This window comes from Micromonospora sp. NPDC002411 (genome assembly GCF_053592955.1).
This window is the reverse complement of record NZ_JBSFBM010000385.1, coordinates 1-5,797: the sequence shown is the minus strand read 5'-3', so window position 1 is coordinate 5,797 and position 5,797 is coordinate 1. Positions and strand designations below refer to the sequence as shown.

General features: G+C 70.2%; 7 protein-coding genes. 6 read left to right on the top strand and 1 reads right to left on the bottom strand.

The features are described 5' to 3' along the window. Nucleotides 1-210: 210 nt before the first annotated feature. The 4 genes from ACWCO3_RS30300 to ACWCO3_RS30285 all read left to right on the top strand — a co-directional run bounded on the left by ACWCO3_RS30300 (nt 211) and on the right by ACWCO3_RS30285 (nt 3,241). Nucleotides 211-768 (top strand): GNAT family N-acetyltransferase, encoded by a 558-nt coding sequence (locus ACWCO3_RS30300; protein WP_450013292.1) that lies wholly within the window; start codon nt 211-213, stop codon nt 766-768. A 107-nt stretch (nt 769-875) separates the two neighbouring features. Next, the gene (locus ACWCO3_RS30295) at nt 876-1,490 is read left to right on the top strand and encodes a dihydrofolate reductase family protein (protein WP_145783042.1); all 615 of its coding nucleotides are present in this window, start codon (nt 876-878) and stop codon (nt 1,488-1,490) included. A 56-nt stretch (nt 1,491-1,546) separates the two neighbouring features. Further along, nucleotides 1,547-2,221, top strand: coding sequence for a DUF6891 domain-containing protein (locus ACWCO3_RS30290; RefSeq protein WP_358166574.1), 675 nt, complete (start codon nt 1,547-1,549; stop codon nt 2,219-2,221). A 126-nt stretch (nt 2,222-2,347) separates the two neighbouring features. Then, the gene (locus ACWCO3_RS30285) at nt 2,348-3,241 is read left to right on the top strand and encodes an SGNH/GDSL hydrolase family protein (RefSeq protein ID WP_145783038.1); all 894 of its coding nucleotides are present in this window, start codon (nt 2,348-2,350) and stop codon (nt 3,239-3,241) included. Nucleotides 3,242-3,328: 87 nt separating this feature from the next. Here the strand turns inward: ACWCO3_RS30285 and ACWCO3_RS30280 are convergent, their stop codons facing one another. Then, complete coding sequence (locus ACWCO3_RS30280) at nt 3,329-4,045, bottom strand: TetR/AcrR family transcriptional regulator (protein ID WP_145783036.1); 717 nt, start codon at nt 4,043-4,045, stop codon at nt 3,329-3,331. A 115-nt stretch (nt 4,046-4,160) separates the two neighbouring features. Here ACWCO3_RS30280 and ACWCO3_RS30275 point away from each other — a divergent pair, with 115 nt between their 5' ends. Continuing rightward, on the top strand, nt 4,161-5,141 hold the full coding sequence (locus tag ACWCO3_RS30275; RefSeq protein ID WP_357933161.1) for an NAD(P)-dependent alcohol dehydrogenase: 981 nt from the start codon (nt 4,161-4,163) through the stop codon (nt 5,139-5,141). A 92-nt stretch (nt 5,142-5,233) separates the two neighbouring features. Continuing rightward, on the top strand, nt 5,234-5,797 hold a 564-nt coding region (locus ACWCO3_RS30270), incomplete at its 3' end, for a serine/threonine-protein kinase (protein ID WP_450013288.1).

Genomic DNA, 5,797 nt, shown 5'->3' with positions numbered 1-5,797 from the left:
GTCCCGGCCGGCTGTGGTCACCCTGAAACTCTTACACTTTTCAACACCGGCCCACCGACCGGAATCGGGCGGGCTCGGCGTCACGCCGAGCCCGCCCGCACCACGCCGAGTGCAGGCGATCCCCCGACCGCGCAGGGTCCTCGCCTCGCGACCAGGGCCCGGTCGGTTGCAGAGCCGAGGCCGGCGGCGAGATCCGTGCAAGGATGTTGTGTGAGCAGTGATTCGACAATGTCGTCGGCGGTCGATCCAACCGCCTCCCCTCTCGTGCTGAAAGGGGAGGGGATTGTGCTGCGAGACTGGCTCGACGCCGATCTGCCACACATGCCGGGCCTCTTCGACGCGCCGGATATCGCCGCGAACACCGATATTCCTTCTCCGTTCGACGCTGACGCCTTTCTGGTCAGAATCCGGCGGCGCCGTGTCCAGGGCATCGTCGACCTGGCCGTGACGCGGGACGGCGGGCAGCCGCTCGGCCTCGTCGCACTTCACATGGCGAGCGGGGTGCTGGGGTACGCCATCGGCCCGCAGCACCGCGGCCGAGGCATGGCGTCGCGTTCCCTGCGGTTGATCACGAGGTTCTGCCACGAAGAGCTCGGCTTCACCCGACTGCGGCTGAGCATCGTGCACGGCAATCTGCCCTCGGAGCGGGTTGCTGCGTCCGCCGGATACGTCCGCAGCGACGATGACGTCGTCGAGCGGATGAATGGGCTCGGGCAGCTCAAGCTTCTCGAAACGTGGCACTGGCTCGCTCCCGTGACGTCCGGCTGACAAAGACCTGATGCGACACGCGTCATCGGGGCAGCCGGTGGCTGACGAGTTTGGGACGATGCGCCGGTCGACCTACCGACATCACCCGATTCGAAGGGACCCCCGCGATGGCAAAGGTCATCTCCACGCTGTTCATCTCGGCCGACGGCGTGGCCGAAATCGATCCTGACTGGCACTTCCCGTACTTCGACGAGAACATGGGCCGCGCCGTCACCGAGGACTACGAGACCGCCGACGTGCTGCTGATCGGCCGCGAGACGTACGACAGTTTCGCCGGCGCCTGGCCCGGTCGGGAGGCCGCGGGTGGCGAGGATGCGCCGTTCGCCAAGCAGCTCGGGGACATGCGCAAGGTCGTCGTCTCGCGCCAGCCGCTGGAGTTCTCCTGGCGTAGCTCGGAGCTGATCCAGGGGGATCTCGTCGACGCCGTCGCCGCGCTGAAGGCCGATGCCGACGTGCGCGGCATCCTCATCCCCGGGTCGATCTCCGTGGTGCAGCAGCTGCTCGCCGCGGGGTTGGTCGACGAGCTGCGGCTGCTGGTGCACCCGGTCGCGGCGCGCAAGGGCCGCAAGCTGTTCGACGAGGGCGATTCGGCCTACCACCTGCGCGTGCTGGCGACGGAGTCCTTCCCGACGGGTGTGCTCCGCGTGATCTACGCGCCGGCTGCGGCCCCCGCCCCGGCCGGCTACGACGACGTCAAGGACCAGGTGCCCGGCGGGAACTAGGACGCCGGCCTTCCGGGGCGCCCAGGCCCGTCGTACGCCCGTGTGAAGATTCGCTCGTGACCGAATGGACGTACAACGATCGCCCCGAGGGCGCCCGGTTCCTGACCGATCGCATCCCCGAGCCGGGGCGGAGCGCGATCGAGGACGAGCTGTGGGCCTGGATCGTGCGCGGTGAGGATGACGCGGACGATTTCGTCGACTTCTTCGACGACGACGAGGAGCGCTGCGGCGCCACCGACGACGAGCTCAGGGCAGCGCACGGGAAGGCGTTGGCCGCTCGGCGGGCGCAGCAACGGCAGTGGGGTGAGGTGACTGCCAACATCACCCGGGCCTTCGCCGAGCTCAACGGGTTGGGGGTGCTGGCCCGGGCGAACTTCAGCTGCTGTGGCACCTGCGCGAGCGCCGAGATCGACGACGAGCGCGACGACTCCCGGCACTGGCGCGGGTTCCTCTGGTTCCACCAGCAGGACACCGAGTCGCTGCTCGCCAGCGAGGAGGGCGAGGTCTACCTCGGCTACGGCGTCTATCCTCCGGCCGACTTCGACGAGGCCGCCTACGGCCGTCTGTCGGAGGCCGAGCAGCAGGCCGGCTACCAGGCCGACCTGGAACGACTGATGGACGAGGTCGCGTTCCCGGTGCTGCGCAAGCACGGCATGCGGGTGGAGTGGAACCGCAAGCAGTCCAAGCGGATCAGGGTCACCGGCGCCCAGTGGTACGCGCCGTTGAGCTGAGCGCCACCGGTCCGGTCCACACCCCGGAGCTCTATTTAGTGAGGGCTATCTATATTGACGTGCGGCGTTGGCGGGGACAGGATCTTCGGCACCACCACCCCCCGTGATCCCTCCTTGGGAGGCGCCATGACCCGTCCTCGCCTGCCCCTCCTGCGGGCAGCCACCAGGCTGGCCGCACTAGGCCTAGCCGCCGCCGGTGTGCTGCTCACCGTCGCCACCCCCGCCAGCGCGGCCGTGCCCACCGGCCGCTACGTCGCGCTGGGCGACTCGTACACCGCGGGCCCGCTGATCCCCAGCCAGACCGACCTGAACTGCCTACGGTCCAGCCGCAACTACCCGTCGCTCGTGGCCGCGGCCGCCGGCTCGTCGTCGTTCGCCGACGTGAGTTGCTCCGGGGCCACCACTGACGACATCCTCTCCGGTGGCAGCGGTCAGTTGGGCACCGCGCTGCCGCCGCAGCTCAACGCGGTCACGTCGAACACGGCGCTGGTGACGGTGCAGATCGGCGGCAACGACATCGGCTTCTCCGGCATCATCGGCGACTGCGCCGAAGCGAGTCTCAGCAGCCCGCTCGGGTCGCCGTGCAAGAACCGCTACACGGCCGGAGGCGTCGACCAGTTGCAGGCGAGGATCGTCGCCGCGACGCCGAAGGTGACCGCCGTGCTCCAGGCGGTTCGCCGGGCCGCGCCGAGCGCGCGGGTCGTGGTGCTGGGGTACCCGGCGATCCTGCCGGACACCGGGTACGGCTGCTGGCCGGTCGTCCCGATCGCCTACCAGGACGTGCCGTACCTGCGCGGCGTCGAGAAGTCGCTGAACGCGATGTTGGCGAGCGTCGCGAGTGCGAACGGCGCCACCTACTCCGACGTCTACACGCCGTCGATCGGTCGGGACGCGTGCAAGAGCAGCGGCACCCGGTGGGTCGAGGGCCTGGTGCCGCAGAACGCGGCCGCGCCGTTCCACCCCAACGCCCGGGGTGAACAGGGCATGGCCACCGCCCTGCTCGCCACGCTCAACAGCTGACCGGTCCCGCGACCTGTCGAGTCGGCCCCGTCGTAAGCGGCGGGGCCGACTCGTCGCTGGATCAGGCCCTCGTGGTCCGCGGACGTCTCAGCCAGGTCGGCGTGCGGACGCCCAGCCGTGTCGGTGCAGCCGCTCGATGCCGTCGAGGAGCAGGTCCAAGGCGAACTCGAACTCGAACTGATCGTCGCAGCCCTGCCCGAGGACGGACTCGTCGTCATGTGACGCCGCCATCGCGATCTCCGCGACGTGCGGGAACCTGGCCGCGATCTCCGGGGGTAGGGCCGTCGGCGGGTCCGTGTCGGCCCTGCCGCTTCGGCCGGCGCGGCGGTCGGCGTCGAAGAGTTCCTGACTGAAGCCGAGGATCCGACTGCCCATCGCGTGCATCACGTGGTGGGTGAGGTCGACGGTGAAGCCGCCGGCCCGGAACGTCCCGATCGTGGAGTCGAGGTAGGCCAGGATGGCCGGTGTCGCCATGTTCCGCGACTCGATCGCCAGTGGCGCCCAGGGGTGGCGCTGAAGCACCTCCCGCGCCGAGAGGATGCGTCCGCGGACCGCGCGCTTCCAGTCGGTGCCGGGCTCGGGCGCCCGGATCTCGCCGACGACCACGTCGATCATGCCGTCGAGCAGTTCGTCCTTGTTGGCCACGTGCTTGTAGAGGGCCATCGGCACGACGCCCAGGTCCTGCGCGAGGTTACGCATGCTGAGGGATTCGATACCGGCCTCGTCGGCGAGCGCGACGGCGGCGCGGAGGACCCGTTCCCTGCTCAGCGGGGTGCGGTGCAGCGTCTCCGCCTGCTCGGCCATCTCGCTCCTCGTCGTCCGGTGGACAACCGAACCCTAAACCTCTTGACGGGTGTACGGCGTACACCTAGCCTTTGTGGCAGCAGGTGTACGCCGTACACCAAGGAGGGGTGAAGCCATGAAGGCGATCGTGCAGGACCGGTACGGCCCACCCGAAACGCTCACGCTCGCGGACGTGGACACGCCGGTGCCCGCCCCCGACGAGGTGTTCGTACGGGTGGAGGCAGCCGCGCTCAACGCGTACGACTGGCATGCCATGCGGGGTGACCCACGGATGGCACGCCTGGCGCTGGGGCGGTCCCGGCCCCGAGCGCGCATCCGCGGCCGCGATTTCGCCGGCCGGGTCGAGGCCGTCGGCGCGCAGGTTCGACAGGTCCGCCCGGGCGATGCCGTCTTCGGTGACCTCGGTGACGCCAACGGCGCGTTCGCGGAGTACGTGTGTGTGCCCGAGAACCTGGTCGCGGCGAAGCCGGCGAACCTGACCCCGCAGCAGGCCGCCGCCCTGCCGTTGGCCGGCGTCACCGCGCTCATGGGTCTGGACGCCGGGCGGGTCGGGCCCGGCCACCGGGTTCTGGTCAACGGTGCCTCCGGCGGCGTCGGCACTCTCGCGGTCCAGTTGGCCACGGTGCTCGGCGCGACAGTGACCGCCGTGTGCAGCACCCGCAACGTCGACCTGGTCCGTTCCCTCGGCGCCGAGTACGTCGTCGACTACACCCGTGACGACTTCGCCCGCGACACCCGCCGCTACGACGTGGTGTTCGACCTGGTCGGCAACCGCTCGCTGCGGGCGCTCCGACGAGTGCTGACCCCGACCGGGACGCTGGTGCTGTCCGGCGGGGGCGTGTACCGCGGAGGCAGCCTCCTCGGACCGATCGGCCTGATCGCGCGCGGACGGCTGCTGGCGCCGTTCGTCCGGCACCGCATCGTCGTCCTCACGGCCGTTCCCGGCCGGCACCACCTCGACACGCTCCGCGCCCACGCCGAAACCGGCCGCCTCACCCCGATCATCGACCGGAACTATCCCCTCCACGAGGTGCCCCTGGCGATGCGCTACCTGGAGGGCGAGCACGCGCGGGCCAAGGTCGTCATCACCGTTTGACCGGCCGCGACGGTCCGCCGCGACCCGGGACCTCGGACCCGACGTGGCGTCGCGGTGCTTGAGATCGGGGAGACCGGGGTACCGAAAGCGTCATGCCGATTGTGGGGCAAGTCGTCGGAGACCGTTACCGTCTGGTCGAGAGCATCGCCAGCGGTGGGATGGGTGACGTCTGGCGGGCGGTCGACGAAACCCTGGACCGCTGCGTCGCGGTCAAGATGCTGCAACCCCGGTTGGTTACCGACCCGGGCTTCGGCGAGCGGTTCCGCCGCGAGGCCCGGGCGATGGCGGCGCTGCGTCACCCCGGTGTCGCCCAGGTCTACGACTACGGTGAGGTGTCCGGGCCCGACGCGCCGGTCCTCGCGTACATCGTCATGGAATGTGTGCAGGGGCAACCCCTGTCGGAGCGGATCGCCGAGGTCGGCCGGCTGGGCGTCGCCGAGACGATGTCGATCGCCGCGCAGACCGCCGGTGCGCTCCAGGCCGCACACGACGCCGGCGTCGTGCACCGGGACGTCAAGCCCAGCAACCTCATCATCGAGCCGGACGGGCACGTCGTGCTCGTCGACTTCGGTGTGGCGGTGACGCAGGAGGCGGCGAGCCTGACCGGCACGAACCAGGTCGTCGGCACCGCCCTCTACATGGCACCCGAGCAGGTC